This window comes from Streptomyces sp. NPDC020958, assembly GCF_055562175.1.
Genome location: NZ_JBVHFU010000002.1, coordinates 366,048 through 381,568 on the forward strand (window position 1 = coordinate 366,048; position 15,521 = coordinate 381,568).

The window sequence follows — 15,521 nt, forward strand, 5'->3', positions numbered from 1 at the left end:
CCCACCCGAACCGCCGGTTATGGTCGTGGGATGCACAGTCGCACCCCCGCCAGCCGTACCGGCCGCCCGCGCAGCGCCGCCGCGGACGCGGCCATCCTGGCGGCGACGCGGCAGGCACTGGTGGAACTGGGCTGTTCCAAGCTCACCCTGGGGGACGTGGCGACCCGGGCCGGGGTCGCGAAGACCACGCTCTACCGTCGCTGGGCGGGCAAGAACGAGCTGGTCGTGGACGCGGTGGCGGAGCTCTTCGACGAACTCGAACTGCCCGACCGCGGCAGCCTCGCGGAGGACATCGAGGGCGTGGTGCTCCAGTTCGCGGCCATCCTGGACCGCCCGGAGGCGAAGAGCGGGCTGATGGCGGCGGTGGCCGAGTCGACCCGGGACGAGGCACTGCGGGAACGCATCCGCACCTCGATCGTGGACCGCCAGAAACGGCTGGTCCTGGAGGGCCGGGAGCGCGCCCAGCGGCGCGGCGAACTCCCCGCGGAAGCGGACCCCGACGCGGCCGCCCGCACGGCGGACCTGATCTTCGACGTGGTGGCCGGTTCGGTGGTGCACCGCGCCCTGGTGAGCGGCAAACCGGCGGACGAGGAATGGGTGCGCGGCCTGACCAGGGTCCTGCTGCTGGGCCTGGCGGGCGCGGCACGGGACGCCGCACGGTGACCACCGTGCCGGTCCCGCCGCGAGCGGGGACGCCGGTACCGGCTCGCGGCCGCCGCCCGCCACCGATCGCCTAGAAACCCGGCGGCTCCGTGTACACCCCCCACTCGTCGCGCAGCGTCCCGCAGATCTCGCCCAGGGTCGCCTCCGCGCGTACCGCGTCGAGCATCGGGGGGATCATGTTGGCGCCGGAGCGGGCGGCGGCCAGGACGGCGTCCAGGGCGCTGCGCACCGCGCCGTCGTCCCGCGCGGCCTTCCGCTCGCCCAGCACCCGCACCTGCTCCCGCTCCACCTCGTGCGAGACCCGCAGGATCTCCAGGTCCCCGGTGACGGAACCGGTGTGCACGTTGACGCCGACGACCCGCTTGTCACCCTTCTCCAGCGCCTGCTGGTAACGGAAGGCCGACTCGGCGATCTCTCCGGTGAACCAGCCGTCCTCGATGCCCCGCAGGATCCCGGAGGTGACCGGCCCGATCGGGTGCCGGCCGTCCGGGTGGGCGCGCAGCCCGCGCTCCTTGATCTGGTCGAAGATCTTCTCGGCGTCGGCCTCGATCCGGTCGGTGAGCTGCTCGACGTACCAGGAACCGCCCAGCGGGTCGGCCACGTTGGCGACCCCGGTCTCCTCCATGAGCACCTGCTGGGTGCGCAGGGCGATCTCGGCGGCCTGCTCGCTGGGCAGCGCGAGGGTCTCGTCGAGGGCGTTGGTGTGCAGCGAGTTGGTCCCGCCGAGCACCGCGGCGAGCGCCTCCACCGCCGTACGCACCACGTTGTTGTACGGCTGCTGGGCGGTCAGCGAGACCCCCGCGGTCTGGGTGTGGAAGCGCAGCCACTGCGACTTCTCGGACCGGGCGCCGTAGACGTCCCGCAGCCACCGGGCCCAGATCCGGCGCGCGGCGCGGAACTTGGCGATCTCCTCGAAGAAGTCGACGTGCGCGTCGAAGAAGAAGGACAGGCCGGGCGCGAAGACGTCGACGTCGAGGCCGCGGCTGAGGCCCAGTTCGACGTAGCCGAAGCCGTCGGCGAGCGTGTAGGCCAGCTCCTGCGCGGCCGTCGCACCCGCCTCGCGGATGTGGTAGCCGGACACCGAGAGCGGCTTGTACGCGGGGATGCCGGCCGCGCAGTGCTCCATCAGGTCGCCGATGAGGCGCAGATGGGGCTCGGGCTGGAAGAGCCACTCCTTCTGGGCGATGTACTCCTTGAAGATGTCGGTCTGGAGCGTGCCGTTGAGGACCGACGGGTCGACGCCCTGCCGTTCGGCGGCGACCAGGTACATGCAGAAGACGGGGACCGCGGGCCCGCTGATGGTCATGGACGTCGTCACGTCGCCCAGCGGGATGTCCTTGAAGAGGACCTCCATGTCGGCGGCGGAGTCGATGGCCACCCCGCAGTGGCCCACCTCGCCGAGCGAGCGCGGGTCGTCCGAGTCGCGTCCCATGAGGGTCGGCATGTCGAAGGCGACGGACAGACCGCCGCCGCCGTTGCCGAGGATCATCTTGTAGCGCTCGTTGGTCTGCTCGGCGTTGCCGAACCCGGCGAACTGGCGGATGGTCCAGGTCCGCCCGCGGTAGCCGGTGGGATACAGCCCGCGCGTGAAGGGGTATTCACCCGGCCAGCCGATCCGCTCGAATCCCTCGTACGTGTCACCCGGGCGGGGCCCGTAGGCAGGCTCCACGGGGTCACCGGAGAGCGTGGTGAAGTCGGCGTCCCGCTTGCGGGCCGCGTCGTAGCGGGCCTGCCAGCGTCGGCGGCCCTCCTCGATGGCGTCAGCGTCCATACCCCCGAATTTACTAGGACGTCCAAGTAAATGTCGATGGAGAACCGCCGCACGGGTGTCCGTGCGGCGGTGTGTCCCGGCTCTCAGGCCTTGGCCGCGACCGGCGAGGGCTCGGTCACCTTGGCGTCGAGCTCACGGGTGACCTTGCGCTCCACGAAGAAGGCGGCCGTCGGGATGGTGCCCGCCAGCAGCACCCACAGCTGCTTGCCGACCGGCCACTTCGCCTTGGAGCCAAGGTCGAAGGCGAAGACCAGGTAGACGACGTAGAGCCAGCCGTGCGCGATGGCGACGACCCGGGTGACGTCGGCCGCACCGGAGATGTCCAGCCCGTACTTGGCGATCATGCTCAGGCACAGCAGCACCAGCAGCACACCGGTGACATAGGCCAGGACGCGGTAGCGGGTCAGCACGCTCTTTTTCATGGGGACGAGCGTAACCACCCGTTCCGGGAGATCTTGCCCCGGGGCACCGCTCGGCGCAGGGCGCGTTCAGTCCTCGTCGAAGTCGTGCGCGGCAACCCTGAGCGGCCGCAGCATCGCGAAGATCTCGCCGCACTCCTCGGCGTCGTACACGCCGAGCCCGAAGTCCATCGCCATCAGGTCGCGGGTGGCCGCCTCGACGACCTCGCGGCCCTTCTCGGTGATCGTGGCGAGCGTGCCGCGGCCGTCGTTGGGGTTGGGCCGCCGGGCGACCAGACCCGACTTGACCAGCCGGTCGACCGTGTTCGTCACCGAGGTGGGATGCACCATCAGACGCTCACCGATCTTCGACATCGGCAGTTCGCCGGCCTTGGAGAAGGTGAGCAGGACCAGCGCCTCGTAGCGCGCGAACGTCAGCCCGTACGGCTTGACCACGGCGTCGACCTCGGCCAGCAGGATCTGCTGGGCCCGCATGATCGACGTGATCGCGGCCATCGACGGGACGCTCCCCCAGCGCTGCTTCCAGAGGTCGTCGGCACGGGCGATGGGGTCGAAGGGAAGACTGAGTGGCTTGGGCACGCCCCCGACCCTACCGGCCGGTCATATAGCGGTCAGCCCTGTCTCGGCTTTCGGTCACCCCGGTGACGACCGCGAGATCCCGGCCCTGCCACGAGCCCGTGGGCGCCGTCCGCCGGGCCGCCGCCGCGAGGGCGCAGCAGCACACCGCGCCCACCGCACCGACGCCCGCCACGTGGCCCGTACCCCCACCGCCTCCGCCGCCACCCCGGCCGGCGTCATCCCCACGCCCTGGATGGTCACCAGCCCCGCGCCGAGCACCGTCATGGCCCGGCCGCGCAGCTCCTGCGGCACGGCGCGCACGAACCACCGGTCCAGGCCCAGCGTGTACGCCGACCCGGCGCCGGCCAGTGCCAGGAGCAGCGACGAGACGGCGAGGGAGGGGTGCAGCGCGTAGCCCAGGTACGGCAGCAGGGTGAGGCAGACCGGCGGGAGGGCGACCCGCTCCCGGGCGGCCGGGGCGAGCCGGGCCCCCGCGTACAGCTCCCCCGCGACCGTGCCGACCGGCAGCGCGCACATCAGCAGCCCGAGCCCCGGGGAGCCGGTGCCGAGGGCGGCGGCGTAGGGGGCGGCGGCGTAGGGGCGGCGAGGGGCGGCCTGGGAGGTCCTGGTGGCCCCGGACCGGCCCCGGCTGCGCGCCCTGCTGGAGGCGGACATCGCCTTCCACTCCCGGCGGCTCGCCGAGGTCGGCTGGGCGGCCTGCTGCCGGAGATCCACCGCGACTGCGCATGGCGCAGCGGGACGCCGACCGTGCGGTCGGCAGGCCTGTGCGAGCGGCGCCTCGGCGGACAGGGCCTGGTGCTGATGCCGAGCGTGTTCACCTGGCCGGACCTGATCAGCACCTTCGACCCGCCCGCGCGCCCGACGCTGGTCTACCCCGCCCGGGGCATCGGCGGCCTGTGGACGGAGCCCGCGGCCACCACACCGGACGCGCTGGTACGACTCCTGGGCCGGCGCCGTGCTCGGTGCGCTCACCGACTCCGCGAGCACCACCGCCCTCGCCCACCGGATCCGGCCGGCCCCCTCCTCGGTCTCCGCGCACCTGACGGCGCTGCGCGACGCGGGCCTGCTGACCTCCCGCCGCTACGGCCACCAGGTGCTGTACGAGCGGACCCCGCTGGGCATCGCCCTGGCGTCGGGCGCGACGGCCCCCGGGGACGGCTGAGCACCCCGGCCCGTCCCGGCCCGGGGTGCTCGGTGCGTGCCGTCGGCTATTCGGCGAGGTACCGCTCGACCGTCGCCACCTTGCTGGTGAGCCCGTCGGTGACGCCGGGCCGGATGTCCGCCTTGAGGACCAGGGAGACCCGCGGGGCGCGCGCCTCCACGGCGGCGACGGCGCGCCTGACGACGTCCATCACCTCGTCCCACTCGCCCTCGATCGAGGTGAACATGGCGTCGGTGCGGTGCGGCAGTCCGGACTCGCGTACGACCCGGACGGCGTCGGCCACGTACTCCCCCACGTCCTCGCCGACGCCCAGCGGCGTCACGGAGAAGGCGACGATCATGCGTTCACCACTCCCTCGTTGCGCGCGCGGGCGGCGATGACCGCGTCCTCGGCCTCGCGGCGCAGCTTGCGCTCCGCGAAGAAGCCGCCGGTCGGCAGCACGGAGAGGACGAAGTAGAAGGCCGCGGTCTTCGCGGACCACTTGGTGCGGTTCCAGGCGTCGGCCCAGAAGACCACGTACAGGATGAACAGGACACCGTGGACCGCGCCCATCACGGGCACCGCGTTGAAGTCCGTGGTCCGCTTCAGCACCGAGCAGACGAGGAGGATCAGGAAGGAGACGGCCTCCGGGGCGGAGACCAGGCGCAGGCGGCGGATGGCGGTGGCGGTCTTGATGTCCACGGGTCACCTTCGGTGGGAGAGACGTCCACTCTTTGTGAACGCGAGCACAAACGTCCCTCCATTGTGGCAAAGGAGCCTCGCGGACCCGGCGCGGGGGTGGGCAGGTGGATCCCGACACGGAGGGGTGCCGGGCGATGCGGTTCGTCTTCTTCATGACCTTGCCGGGGCTGGTGGTGGTGCTCACGGTCCTGGCCTTCGCGGACCGGTTGCTGCTGCGGGCCGGGCGGGCCGGGATGCTGCCCTGGCGGAACGCGGCACGGCAGGGCCAGATCTCCGCGACCGGCTTCGGGCAGCTGCACGCGGCGCTCTCGCCGGGCAAGCAGCACGAGCTCAAGGAGCGGCAGGGCCCGCTGGTGCTGCGCGACGACGAGGAGGACGGCGCGCCCCCGAGGTCCGCCGTCGACCTGGCGGCCGGCACGGCGGTCGTCCGACTGCCCGGGGAGCGACGGCCGGCCCCCTAGGGGGCGGATCCGGGGTGATGTCCACCCGAGGGATCTGTCGTCGGCGTCGGGCTGCGGCTACCTTCGCTGCGTGGCGATGTTCCGACTCCAGGGCAGCAAGGTGCTCGCCGTCGAGATGACCGGGGACGCCGTGAAGGCGAAGAACGGCTCGATGGTGGCGTACGACGGGCAGATGACGTTCAAGAAGATGACGGGCGGTGGTGAGGGGCTGCGGGGGATGGTGACCCGGCGGCTCACCGGCGAGCAGATGACGGTGATGGAGGTGAAGGGGCACGGGACGTGCTGGTTCGCGGACCGGGCGTCCGAGATCAACCTGGTCGGCCTCCAGGGCGACAAGCTGTACGTCGAGTCCAGCAACCTGCTGGCGACCGATGCCGGCCTGCGCACCGGCACGACGTTCACCGGCCTGCGCGGCGCCTCCCAGGGCAACGGCCTGTTCACGACGACGGTCGAGGGCCACGGCCAGGCCGCCATCATGTCGGACGGCCCGGCGGTGGTGCTCCGGGTGAGCGCGCAGTACCCGCTGACCGTCGACCCGGGCGCGTACATCGCCCACCAGGGCAACCTCCGCCAGTCCTTCCAGTCGGGTGTGACGTTCCGCACCTTCCTCGGGGAGGGCGGCGGCGAGGCCTTCCAGATCCGGTTCGAGGGGGACGGCCTGGTGTACGTACAGCCGAGCGAGCGGAACACGATCGCGGGGGACGTCTGAGATGGCCCTGCGCGAGGTGAACTCCAAGATGGTCGAGGCGACCGTCGTCCCCGGGCAGCGGCTGTTCAGTCAGCGCGGGGCGATGCTCGCGTACAAGGGCGACGTGTCCTTCACCCCCAACATCCAGGGCGGCCAGGGCGGGGTGATGTCGATGCTCGGCCGCCGGGTCGCGGGCGAGGCGACCCCGCTCATGACGGTCGAGGGCAGCGGCACGGTCTTCTTCGGGCACGGCGGCCATCACGTCCAGGTCATCACCCTCACCGGCGACACGCTCTACGTCGAGGCGGACCGGCTGCTGGCCTTCGAGGGGACGCTCCAGCAGGGCACGATGTTCATGGGCTCGCAGGGCGGGGTGATGGGCATGGTGCGCGGCCAGGTCACAGGTCAGGGCCTGTTCACCACCACCCTGAAGGGCCACGGCGCGGTGGCCGTGATGGCCCACGGCGGGGTCTTCGAGATCCCGGTCACCCCGCAGCGCCCGGTCCACGTCGATCCCCAGGCGTACGTCGCCCACCACGGCGACGTCCGCAACAAGCTGTCGACGGCGCTCGGCTGGCGGGACATGGTGGGCCGCGGCTCCGGCGAGGCGTTCCAACTGGAGCTCAGCGGCAACGGGACGGTCTACGTGCAGGCCTCGGAGGAGAAACTGTGAGCGCATACGGTGCCGCCGGACCGGTCGTGCACGACCCCCTGACGCTGCCCGTCGACGACAACGTCAACAAGTACACCTTCTGCGTGGAGCTCAAGGGGAGCCAGTGGTTCCTGCAGAAGGGGAAGATGATCGCCTACTACGGCTCGATCGACTTCAACGGCGTGGGACACGGCCGTCTCGACCGTCTGGTCCGCTCTTCCTTCCATTCGCCTCTGCACGCGAGCGACTGGGTGGTGGCGGAGGGCTCGGGCCGGATGCTCCTCGCCGACCGGGCCTTCGACGTCAATTCGTATGACCTGGACGACGGCAACCTGACCATTCGCTCCGGCAATCTGCTCGCTTTTCAGCCAAGTCTTGCACTCAAGCAGTCCATCGTTCCCGGTTTTCTGACCCTTATCGGAACCGGAAAGTTTGTGGCCGCGTCCAACGGTCCGGTGGTGTTCATGGAACCGCCGATCCGGGTGGACCCGCAGGCACTGGTGGGGTGGGCCGACTGCCCCTCCCCCTGCCACCACTACGACCACGCCTACCTGACCGGCGTGATGGGCGGTCTACGTGCGATGACGGGCCTCGGCGGGGCGTCCGGGGAGGAGCACCAGTTCGAGTTCGTGGGGGCCGGCACGGTCCTGCTCCAGTCCACCGAAATCCTGATGGCGGAGCAGGCCACGGGAGCGGTTCCGCACGAGCCCGGGGTACCCGGTGGGGGAGGCCCTTTCACAGGGCCGCCACAGCAGCAGGGCACACCGCGCCTTCCCGGACAGCTGGGGGACCTCCAGCGTCGCTTCGGGCTGTGAGCGGTAGTCTGCGGAGTGTGACCTCGAACGCGTGCGCACAGTCACACCACCCTCACTAGTTCGCCTTTCAACATTTTAGGTAGACTTCATTCATGGAGACCGAGACGGCCACGCGCTGGCTGACCGATGCGGAGCAGTGCGCCTGGCGCACCCACCTGGAGGTCAACAGGCTGTTGACGTACCAGCTCGAAAAGGATCTGCAGCCCTTCGGCCTGACGATGAACGACTACGAGATCCTGGTGAACCTGTCCGAGTCGGACGACTACCGGATGCGCATGAGCGACCTCGCGTCCGCCACGCTCCAGTCCAAGAGCCGGCTCTCGCACCAGATCACCCGCATGGAGAACGCGAACCTGGTCCGCAGGGAGAACTGCGAGTCGGACCGCCGCGGACTGTACGCCGTCCTCACCGAGCACGGCATGGAGACCATGAAGAAGGTGGCGCCACATCATGTCGCCTCCGTGCGGCGGCACTTCATCGACCTGCTGTCGCCGGAGGCACTGATGGAGCTGGACAAGGGCCTGAAGCCCATCGCGGAACACCTGCGGGGGCAGCGCGGGCGCCCGTGACGGGGAACGGCAGCTGAAAGCGGCGGACGGGAGTTCGACTCCCGTCCGCCGCTTGCCGTGGTGCCGCCCGGCGGCCGGCTAGCCCTCGGTCAGCCCCGCCACCAGTTCGTCCGCCGCGCGGTAGGGGTCGAGGTCGCCGGCCACGATGCGTTCCGCCAGCGCACCCAGGTGACGGTCCCCGTGCAGGTCGCCGATGCGTTCGCGCAGCGCCGTCACCGCGATCGTCTCGACCTCGCGGGAGGCGCGGGCCAGCCGGCGTTCCGCCAGGACGCCCCGCTCCTCCATCCACGCGCGGTGCTTCTCCAGGGCCGCCACGAGCTCGTCGATGCCCTCGGCGCGCGCGGCGACCGTCCTGACGACGCTCGGGCGCCAGTCGCCGGGACCGCGGGACTCGCCGAGGCCCAGCATGTGGTTCAGTTCGCGGGCCGTGGCGTCCGCGCCGTCGCGGTCCGCCTTGTTGACGACGTACACGTCGCCGATCTCCAGGATTCCGGCCTTGGCCGCCTGGATGCCGTCGCCCATGCCGGGGGCCAGCAGGACGACCGAGGTGTCGGCCTGGGAGGCGATCTCGACCTCCGACTGGCCGACGCCCACCGTCTCCACCAGGATCACGTCGCAGCCCGCCGCGTCCAGCACCCGGATGGCCTGCGGGGCCGCCCAGGCGAGGCCGCCGAGGTGGCCCCGGGTGGCCATCGAGCGGATGTAGACGCCCGGGTCCGAGGCGTGGTCGGACATCCGGACGCGGTCACCGAGGAGGGCGCCGCCCGAGAAGGGCGAGGACGGGTCGACGGCCAGGACACCGACCCGCTTCCCCTGTTTGCGATAGGCACTGACCAGTGCCGAGGTGGAGGTCGACTTGCCGACACCGGGCGAACCGGTCAGGCCCACCACATACGCGTTGCCCGTCAGCGGCGCGAGCGCCGCCATGACCTCCCTGAGCTGCGGTGACGCCCCCTCCACCAGTGAGATCAGCCGGGCCACCGCACGCGGTCGGCCCTCCCTGGCCTGGGCCACCAGGGTGGCGACGTCCTGCATCACAGCTCCGTTCGCTGAAGAAACGTACTCAGGCCTTCGGTACCCGCACGATCAGCGCGTCACCCTGTCCGCCGCCACCACACAGCGCCGCCGCGCCGACCCCGCCGCCCCGGCGCTTGAGCTCCAGGGCCAGGTGCAGCACGAGCCGCGCGCCGGACATGCCGATGGGGTGGCCCAGGGCGATGGCGCCACCGTTGACGTTCACCCTTTCCGTGGACACGCCGAGGTCCTTCATTGACTGCACGGCGACCGCGGCGAAGGCCTCGTTGATCTCGATGAGGTCCAGGTCGCCGACGCCCAGCCCCTCCTTCTTCAGGGCGTGGGCGATGGCGTTGGACGGCTGGGACTGCAGCGAGTTGTCCGGTCCGGCCACGTTGCCGTGGGCGCCGATCTCGGCGAGCCACTGCAGGCCCAGCTCCTCGGCCTTGGCCTTGCTCATCACGACCACGGCCGCAGCACCGTCGGAGATCTGCGAGGAGGAACCGGCGGTGATGGTGCCGTCGCGGGTGAAGGCCGGACGGAGCTTGCCCAGCGACTCGACGGTGGTGTCGCCGCGGATGCCCTCGTCCTTGCTGAAGACGACCGGCTCGCCCTTGCGCTGCGGGATCTCCACCGGGGTGATCTCCGCCTCGAAGATGCCGTTCTTCTGCGCGGCGGCGGCCCGCTGGTGGGACAGGGCGGCGATCTCGTCCTGCTCGGGGCGCCCGATGCCGAGGCGCGTGTTGTGCTTCTCCGTGGACTCACCCATGGCGATGTTCTCGAAGGCGTCCGTGAGGCCGTCGTAGGCCATCGCGTCGAGCATCTCGATGGCGCCGTACTTGAAGCCCTCGCGGGACTTCGGGAGCAGGTGCGGGGCGTTGGTCATGGACTCCTGGCCGCCCGCGACCACGATGTCGAACTCACCCGCGCGGATGAGCTGGTCGGCGAGGGCGATGGCGTCGAGGCCGGAGAGGCACACCTTGTTGATGGTGAGCGCCGGGACGTTCATCGGGATGCCGGCCTTCACGGCGGCCTGCCGGGCGGGGATCTGGCCGGCACCCGCCTGGAGCACCTGGCCCATGATCACGTACTGCACCTGGTCGCCCCCGATCCCCGCACGGTCGAGGGCGGCCTTGATCGCGAAGCCGCCGAGGTCGGCTCCGGAGAAGGACTTCAGCGAGCCGAGCAGTCGTCCCATGGGCGTCCGGGCGCCCGCGACGATCACCGAGGTGGGCCTGCCGGGAGTTTCAGAAGTCATGAGCGGTGATTCCCCTTACCGGCTGCACTGCCGAGGAGTGAACGAGGGTTTACTTCGAATGTATTGCGTGGCACTCCGTGCCGTCATCGGGCCGTCAGTGTGATCGCTGGCACGTTGCGTAACCATCGCCGTGGCGCTGCACTGAATCCATGCTGACGCGAATCGACCACATCGGGATCGCCTGCCACGACCTCGACGCGACCGTCGAGTTCTACCGGGCCACGTACGGCTTCGAGGTGTTCCACACCGAGGTCAACGAGGAGCAGGGCGTGCGGGAGGCCATGCTCAAGATCAACGAGACGTCCGACGGAGGCGCCTCCTACCTGCAGCTCCTGGAGCCGACCCGGGAGGACTCGGCGGTCGGGAAGTGGCTCGCGAAGAACGGCGAGGGCGTCCACCACATCGCCTTCGGTACGGCGGACGTCGACACCGACGCCGCGGACATCCGTTCCAAGGGCGTACGCGTTCTGTACGACGAGCCACGGCGCGGCTCCATGGGGTCGCGGATCACCTTCCTGCATCCGAAGGATTGCCACGGAGTACTGACAGAACTGGTCACTTCGGCGGCTGTTGAGTCACCTGAGCACTGACCCTCGTACATATGGGCCGGTAGGGTTGGGGGCGGTCGCCCCTTCGCAGGTTCGCAGGGCCGGGGCGGCCGCATGCCGGGGTCCGGGTTTCGGGGGACGAGCGTCGGGGCAGCAGCCCGTGCTCCGCCGTTGATCTGACACCATTCCCCGGGGGCCCCGTTCGGCGGATGGACGGGGCTCGTACGGAGAAGGTTGCGACCAGGGGACGGATGGGACCGCGCAGTGCGGGGCTACGAGAGCCAGGAGCGAGAGCCGGCGGCTGACGTCGACCACCTCACTCGTTTCGAAGCCGAGATGAAGCGGCTGAAGACCGAGCGGGAAAAGGCGATCCAGCATGCCGAGGACCTCGGCTACCAGGTCGAGGTGCTGCGCGCCAAGCTGCACGAGGCGCGGCGCACCATCATGTCCCGGCCCGCGTTCGACGGCGGTGACATCGGCTACCAGGCCGAACAGATGCTCCGCAACGCCCAGATGCAGGCCGACCAGATCCGCCAGGAGGCGGAGCGGGTGGCCGCGGAGGCGCGGGCGCAGACCCAGCGGATCCTCCAGGAGCACGCCGAGCAGGCCGCGCGGCTCCAGTCCGAGCTGCACCAGGAGGCGGTGACCCGCCGCCAGCAGCTGGACCAGGAGCTGGCGGAGCGCCGGCAGACCGTCGAGTCGCACGTCAACGAGAACGTGGCGTGGGCCGAGCAGCTGCGGGCGCGCACCGAGTCGCAGGCCCGCCGGCTGCTCGACGAGTCGCGCGCCGAGGCCGAGCAGGCCATGGCGGCGGCCCGCGCCGAGGCCGAGCGCCTGACGAACGAGGCCCGGCAGCGGCTGACCAGCGACACCGAGGCGGCGCGCGCGGAGGCCGAGCAGATCCTGCTGCGGGCCCGCCGGGACGCCGAGCGGCTGCTCAACGCCGCCTCCACCCAGGCCCAGGAGGCCACCGACCACGCGGAGCAGCTGCGCGACTCCACCGCGGCGGAGTCGGACGCGGCCCGTCGGCAGGCCGGGGAGCTGAGCCGGGCCGCCGAGCAGCGGATGGCCGAGGCCGAGGAGGCGCTGCGCAAGGCGCAGTCGGAGGCCGAGAAGCTGGTCGCGGAGGCCGAGGCGACCGCCGCCAAGGCGCTGGCGAGCGCGGAGGCCACCAACGAGCAGCGCACCCGGACGGCGAAGGAGCAGGTCGCCCGGCTGGTCACCGAGGCCACCAAGGACGCCGAGGTCACCAGGGCGGACGCCGAGCAGATCGTCACGGACGCCAAGGCCGAGGCCGAGAAGATCATCGCGGAGGCCTCCGAGAAGGCCCGCACCCTCACCGCCGAGGAGAGCGCCTCCCAGCTGTCCAAGGCCGCCAAGACCGCCGAGGACGTCCTGAACAAGGCGGCCGAGGAGGCCAAGCGGACCACCAGGGCCGCCGCCGAGGAGGCCGAGCGGATCCGCACCGAGGCGGAGACCGAGGCCGACCGGCTGCGTGCCGAGGCCCACGACATCGCCGAGCAGCTCAAGGGCACGGCGAAGGACGACACCAAGGAGTACCGCGCCAAGACGGTCGAGCTGCAGGAGGAGGCCCGCCGGCTGCGCGGCGAGGCCGAGCAGCTGCGCGCCGACGCGGTCGCCGAGGGCGAGTCGATCCGCGCCGAGGCCCGGCGCGAGGCCGTGCAGCAGATCGAGGAGGCGGCCAAGTCCGCCGAGGAGCTGCTCGCCAAGGCCAAGGCGGACGCCGACGAGCTGCGGGGGGCCGCGACCGCCGACAGCGAGAAGGTCCGCACCGAGGCCATCGAGCGCGCCACCGCGCTGCGCCGGCAGGCCGAGGAGACCCTGGAGCGGACCCGGCAGGAGGCCGACCGGCTCCGCGCCGAGGCCGAGGAGCAGTCCGAGGCGCTCAAGGCGGACGCCGAACGGGCGGCGGCCGAGCTGCGCGAGGAGACCGAGCGGGGCGTGGCGGCCCGGCGCGCGGAGGCCGCCGCGGAGCTGGCCCGGCTGCACGGCGAGGCCGAGGACCGGCTGGCGAGCGCCGAGCAGTCGCTGACCGACGCCCGCGAGGAGGCCGGCCGGATCCGCCGGGAGGCCGCCGAGGAGACGGAGCGGCTGCGTTCCGAGGCCGCCGAGCGCATCCGTACCCTCCAGCAGCAGGCCGAGACCGAGGCCGAGCGGCTGCGCGACGAGGCCGCCGCGGACGCCTCCGCGTCCCGCGCGGAGGGCGAGAACGTCGCCGTACGGCTGCGGTCCGAGGCCGCGGCCGAGGCGGAGCGGCTCAAGCAGGAGGCCCAGGACACCGCCGACCGGGTCCGCGCCGAGGCGCAGGCGGCCGCCGAGCGGCTGTCCACCGAGGCGTCCGAGACGCTGGCCGCTGCCCAGGAGGAGGCCGCCCGGCGCCGCCGCGAGGCCGAGGACCTGCTCGGTGCCGCCCGCCAGGAGGCCGACCAGGAGCGGGAGCGGGCCCGCGAGCAGAGCGAGGACCTGCTCGCCTCCGCCCGCAAGCGGGTCGAGGAGGCGCAGGCCGAGGCGGTACGGCTGGTCGAGGAGGCGGACCGGCGGGCCACCGAGATGGTGTCGGCCGCCGAACTCCACGCCCAACAGGTACGGGACTCGGTCGCCGGGCTGCACGAGCAGGCGCAGGAGGAGATCACCGGGCTGCGCTCGGCCGCCGAGCACGCCGCAGACCGCACCCGGCGGGAGGCCGAGGAGGAGGCGGACCGGGTCCGCGCCGACGCCTATGCCGAGCGGGAGCGGGCCAGCGAGGACGCGACCCGGATCCGGCGCGAGGCCAACGAGGCGTCGGAAGCCGCGAAGGCGCTCGCCGAGCGCACGGTCGCGGACGCCATGGCGGAGTCGGAGCGGCTGCGTTCGGAGGCGTCCGCGCACGCCCAGCGGGTGCGCACGGAGGCCTCCGACACCATCGCCCAGGCCGACCAGGACGCCGGCCGCACCCGGGCGGAGGCCCGCGAGGACGCCAACCGGATCCGGTCGGACGCGGCGACCCAGGCCGACACCCTCATCACGGAGGCCCGTAACGAGGCCGAGCTCCTCCAGAACGAGACCATCGCGGAGGCCGACCGCGTCCGCGCGGACGCCATCGCGAAGGCGGAGAAGCTCATCGCGGACGCCACCGGGGACGCGGAGCGGCTGCGCGCCGAGGCCGCGGAGACGGTCGGCTCGGCCCAGCTGCACGCCGACCGCACCCGCAGCGACGCCGAACGGCTCAAGGCGGAGGCGGAGGCGGAGGCCGAGCGCATGGTCAACGCCGCCCGCGAGGAGGCCGACCGGACGCTCGACGAGGCCCGCAAGGAGGCCAACAAGCGGCGCCAGGACGTGGCCGAGCAGGTCGACACGCTCATCAACGAGACGACCGCCGAGGCCGACAAGCTGCTCACCGAGGCGCAGGCGCAGGCGCTCAAGACCACCGCGGACGCCGAGGCGCAGGCCGACACGATGGTGGGCGCGGCCCGCAAGGAGGCCGACCGGCTGGTGTCCGAGGCCACGGTCGAGGGCAACACGCGGGTCGAGCGGGCCCGCACGGACGCGGACGAGCTGCTCGTCGGCGCCCGCCGGGACGCCACCGCCATAAGGGAGCGGGCCGAGGAGCTGCGCGAGCGCATCACGAACGAGATCGAGGAGCTGCACGAGCGGGCCCGCCGGGAGGCCGCCGAGACCATGAAGTCGACCGGCGACCGCTGCGACGCGCTCATCAAGGCCGCCGAGGAGCAGCTCGCCAAGGCCCAGGCCAAGGCCAAGGACCTGGTCTCGGAGGCCAACTCCGAGGCGGGCAAGGTCCGGATCGCCGCCGTCAAGAAGGCCGAGGGGCTGCTCAAGGAGGCCGAGCAGAAGAAGGCCACGCTGATCCGCGAGGCCGAGGAGCTCAAGGCCGAGGCGATCCGCGAGGCCCGGCGCACCGTCGAGGAGGGCCGGCGCGAGCTGGAGATCCTGGAACGCCGGCGGGAGAACATCAACGGCGAGATCTCCCGTGTCCAGGACGTCCTGGAGGCGTTGGAGTCCTTCGAGGCCCCGTCGGCCAACAAGGAGGGCGGAGTCAAGGCGGGCAGTTCGGTGGGTGCCCCTCGATCGGGTGGCAAGTCGTCAGATGGCTAGCGACCAGGGTTGATTCTGTAGTCTTCTGTGGTATTTGACCGGTTTGTCCGCAGAAGCTTTGGCAAGCGATCTCATAGCTAGCCACCCAAAAGGGGTGTCATTCTCCAGATCAAACACGCATCCGCTCG

15 protein-coding genes and 2 pseudogenes are annotated in these 15,521 nt (G+C 71.7%); 9 read left to right on the forward strand and 8 right to left on the reverse strand.

Translation table 11 applies throughout. The features are described from left to right. The first annotated feature begins 30 nt into the window (after positions 1-30). Positions 31-663, forward strand: coding sequence for a TetR/AcrR family transcriptional regulator (locus ACZ3KP_RS07465; RefSeq protein WP_358985299.1), 633 nt, complete (start codon positions 31-33; stop codon positions 661-663). Between the two features lie 70 nt (positions 664-733). Here ACZ3KP_RS07465 and ACZ3KP_RS07470 read toward each other — a convergent pair whose 3' ends face one another. The 4 genes and pseudogenes from ACZ3KP_RS07470 to ACZ3KP_RS07485 all read right to left on the reverse strand — a co-directional run. Next, positions 734-2,434 (reverse strand): acyl-CoA mutase large subunit family protein, encoded by a 1,701-nt coding sequence (locus tag ACZ3KP_RS07470; RefSeq protein ID WP_467497214.1) that lies wholly within the window; start codon positions 2,432-2,434, stop codon positions 734-736. Between the two features lie 83 nt (positions 2,435-2,517). After that, complete coding sequence (locus ACZ3KP_RS07475) at positions 2,518-2,856, reverse strand: DUF3817 domain-containing protein (RefSeq protein WP_358985293.1); 339 nt, start codon at positions 2,854-2,856, stop codon at positions 2,518-2,520. Positions 2,857-2,922: 66 nt separating this feature from the next. Beyond that, positions 2,923-3,432: a MarR family winged helix-turn-helix transcriptional regulator gene (locus ACZ3KP_RS07480; protein ID WP_132888941.1), complete on the reverse strand. Its 510-nt coding sequence runs from the start codon at positions 3,430-3,432 to the stop codon at positions 2,923-2,925. Between the two features lie 10 nt (positions 3,433-3,442). After that, a pseudogene (locus tag ACZ3KP_RS07485) lies at positions 3,443-4,002 on the reverse strand (MFS transporter); the annotation flags it as partial. A 22-nt stretch (positions 4,003-4,024) separates the two neighbouring features. Here ACZ3KP_RS07485 and ACZ3KP_RS07490 point away from each other — a divergent pair. Beyond that, positions 4,025-4,594 (forward strand): annotated as a pseudogene (locus ACZ3KP_RS07490) (ArsR/SmtB family transcription factor); the annotation flags it as partial. Positions 4,595-4,640: 46 nt separating this feature from the next. On the opposite strand, the gene ACZ3KP_RS07495 reads toward ACZ3KP_RS07490, so the two are convergent. Then, complete coding sequence (locus ACZ3KP_RS07495) at positions 4,641-4,934, reverse strand: MTH1187 family thiamine-binding protein (protein WP_358985281.1); 294 nt, start codon at positions 4,932-4,934, stop codon at positions 4,641-4,643. Further along, the gene (locus tag ACZ3KP_RS07500) at positions 4,931-5,275 is read right to left on the reverse strand and encodes a DUF3817 domain-containing protein (protein ID WP_360524086.1); all 345 of its coding nucleotides are present in this window, start codon (positions 5,273-5,275) and stop codon (positions 4,931-4,933) included. Before ACZ3KP_RS07500 ends, ACZ3KP_RS07495 begins: the two co-directional genes overlap by 4 nt. A 134-nt stretch (positions 5,276-5,409) precedes the next feature. Between ACZ3KP_RS07500 and ACZ3KP_RS07505 the strand changes: the two genes are divergently transcribed. The 5 genes from ACZ3KP_RS07505 to ACZ3KP_RS07525 all read left to right on the forward strand — a co-directional run bounded on the left by ACZ3KP_RS07505 (position 5,410) and on the right by ACZ3KP_RS07525 (position 8,460). After that, positions 5,410-5,736: a DUF6191 domain-containing protein gene (locus tag ACZ3KP_RS07505; protein WP_467498059.1), complete on the forward strand. Its 327-nt coding sequence runs from the start codon at positions 5,410-5,412 to the stop codon at positions 5,734-5,736. A 76-nt stretch (positions 5,737-5,812) separates the two neighbouring features. Beyond that, the gene (locus ACZ3KP_RS07510) at positions 5,813-6,445 is read left to right on the forward strand and encodes an AIM24 family protein (RefSeq protein WP_358985359.1); all 633 of its coding nucleotides are present in this window, start codon (positions 5,813-5,815) and stop codon (positions 6,443-6,445) included. 1 nt (position 6,446) lies between these two features. Continuing rightward, positions 6,447-7,097: an AIM24 family protein gene (locus ACZ3KP_RS07515; RefSeq protein ID WP_360567336.1), complete on the forward strand. Its 651-nt coding sequence runs from the start codon at positions 6,447-6,449 to the stop codon at positions 7,095-7,097. Next, positions 7,094-7,891, forward strand: a complete 798-nt coding sequence (locus tag ACZ3KP_RS07520) for an AIM24 family protein (RefSeq protein WP_467497219.1) — start codon at positions 7,094-7,096, stop codon at positions 7,889-7,891. Before ACZ3KP_RS07515 ends, ACZ3KP_RS07520 begins: the two co-directional genes overlap by 4 nt. A 92-nt stretch (positions 7,892-7,983) precedes the next feature. Next, entirely contained in the window at positions 7,984-8,460 is a 477-nt protein-coding gene (locus ACZ3KP_RS07525) for a MarR family winged helix-turn-helix transcriptional regulator (RefSeq protein ID WP_358985269.1), read from the forward strand. A gap of 78 nt (positions 8,461-8,538) precedes the next feature. Here the strand turns inward: ACZ3KP_RS07525 and meaB are convergent, their stop codons facing one another. Both meaB and ACZ3KP_RS07535 read right to left on the reverse strand, forming a co-directional pair. After that, positions 8,539-9,495: a methylmalonyl Co-A mutase-associated GTPase MeaB gene (gene meaB / locus ACZ3KP_RS07530; protein ID WP_360524074.1), complete on the reverse strand. Its 957-nt coding sequence runs from the start codon at positions 9,493-9,495 to the stop codon at positions 8,539-8,541. A gap of 28 nt (positions 9,496-9,523) precedes the next feature. Further along, positions 9,524-10,732: an acetyl-CoA C-acetyltransferase gene (locus tag ACZ3KP_RS07535; protein ID WP_467497222.1), complete on the reverse strand. Its 1,209-nt coding sequence runs from the start codon at positions 10,730-10,732 to the stop codon at positions 9,524-9,526. Positions 10,733-10,881: 149 nt separating this feature from the next. On the opposite strand from ACZ3KP_RS07535, the gene mce reads away from it, so the two are divergent. Continuing rightward, positions 10,882-11,322: a methylmalonyl-CoA epimerase gene (mce, locus tag ACZ3KP_RS07540; protein ID WP_132888930.1), complete on the forward strand. Its 441-nt coding sequence runs from the start codon at positions 10,882-10,884 to the stop codon at positions 11,320-11,322. Between the two features lie 222 nt (positions 11,323-11,544). Beyond that, positions 11,545-15,393, forward strand: a complete 3,849-nt coding sequence (gene scy / locus ACZ3KP_RS07545; protein ID WP_467497225.1) for a polarized growth protein Scy — start codon at positions 11,545-11,547, stop codon at positions 15,391-15,393. Positions 15,394-15,521 lie beyond the last annotated feature (128 nt).

Coding starts and splice junctions, on each gene's coding strand:
- ACZ3KP_RS07465 (WP_358985299.1), top strand. CDS start 31: ATGCACAGTCGCACCCCCGCCAGCCGTACCGGCCGCCCGCGCAGCGCC.
- ACZ3KP_RS07470 (WP_467497214.1), bottom strand. CDS start 2,434: ATGGACGCTGACGCCATCGAGGAGGGCCGCCGACGCTGGCAGGCCCGC.
- ACZ3KP_RS07475 (WP_358985293.1), bottom strand. CDS start 2,856: ATGAAAAAGAGCGTGCTGACCCGCTACCGCGTCCTGGCCTATGTCACC.
- ACZ3KP_RS07495 (WP_358985281.1), bottom strand. CDS start 4,934: ATGATCGTCGCCTTCTCCGTGACGCCGCTGGGCGTCGGCGAGGACGTG.
- ACZ3KP_RS07505 (WP_467498059.1), top strand. CDS start 5,410: ATGCGGTTCGTCTTCTTCATGACCTTGCCGGGGCTGGTGGTGGTGCTC.
- ACZ3KP_RS07510 (WP_358985359.1), top strand. CDS start 5,813: ATGTTCCGACTCCAGGGCAGCAAGGTGCTCGCCGTCGAGATGACCGGG.
- ACZ3KP_RS07515 (WP_360567336.1), top strand. CDS start 6,447: ATGGCCCTGCGCGAGGTGAACTCCAAGATGGTCGAGGCGACCGTCGTC.
- ACZ3KP_RS07525 (WP_358985269.1), top strand. CDS start 7,984: ATGGAGACCGAGACGGCCACGCGCTGGCTGACCGATGCGGAGCAGTGC.
- meaB (WP_360524074.1), bottom strand. CDS start 9,495: ATGCAGGACGTCGCCACCCTGGTGGCCCAGGCCAGGGAGGGCCGACCG.
- ACZ3KP_RS07535 (WP_467497222.1), bottom strand. CDS start 10,732: ATGACTTCTGAAACTCCCGGCAGGCCCACCTCGGTGATCGTCGCGGGC.
- mce (WP_132888930.1), top strand. CDS start 10,882: ATGCTGACGCGAATCGACCACATCGGGATCGCCTGCCACGACCTCGAC.